The sequence below is a fragment of the Candidatus Symbiopectobacterium sp. NZEC135 genome, assembly GCF_025962695.1.
On sequence record NZ_JAGFPF010001067.1, the window covers coordinates 1 to 742 of the forward strand.

Annotated in this window: 1 pseudogene; it reads right to left on the minus strand. The window is 32.3% G+C overall.

Annotated features, from left to right (window positions below):
- Positions 1-742 (minus strand): annotated as a pseudogene (locus J5224_RS32465) (hypothetical protein); the annotation flags it as partial.

The following is a 742-nucleotide window of genomic DNA, read 5'->3' on the forward strand; positions in this document are numbered from 1 at the left end:
TTCTTTGAATGTTGGAGATATTCCATTTTTGCCATGAATAATATTAATAAATCGAATTATTTTAGAGTCGATACTTGATCTATGACTATGGTTATTTTTGACAAAAAGATCGGAATCTAAAATAGTCTTTTCAACTTGTTGTCCATGCTTACCACCTGACTTTCTATCCAAGTGAATAAGTTCGTCAATCTGTTCAGGTTTAATTGTTTCATCTCTTAAATTTCTTTTTCTCTCAGATTCACTTCTCAGAACACCAATAAGATAAAAATTATGTTGATATACCATTCGAAGCAATTCTACTTCTGAAGGATTCTTTAGCTGATCGACAAGATATGCAATTTTTCCTTTGAAAATCGAATCTTCAGCTTCTCCTTTTCCAATTTTTATCTTTTGCTTGATAAGCTTTATTTTTGAAATTGCTGCCTCTGCCAATATCTGGGGGGAAAAACTATTTCGTAAATCATTTCCCTGTAGTTGTCTTTTTTTATAACGCTCATAGGGATTATCAATTTGGGTTGTAACATTACTAATACTATCCATAATCTCACTTAAAAGAATATGGTGAACTTCATATCCCATTTTTACTAAGTTATTTTGGAACGATTCTCTGATTGATTTTATCCCAGCCCCTATTGGTCCACAAAAAGCAATAATTAGTTCGTTTGACTGACGGCTTGTCAGCATTTCGATTGAGTCAGGGTTATCTTGATTTGAGTCTAAATGTTGAGAGGGTTGTTTTTTT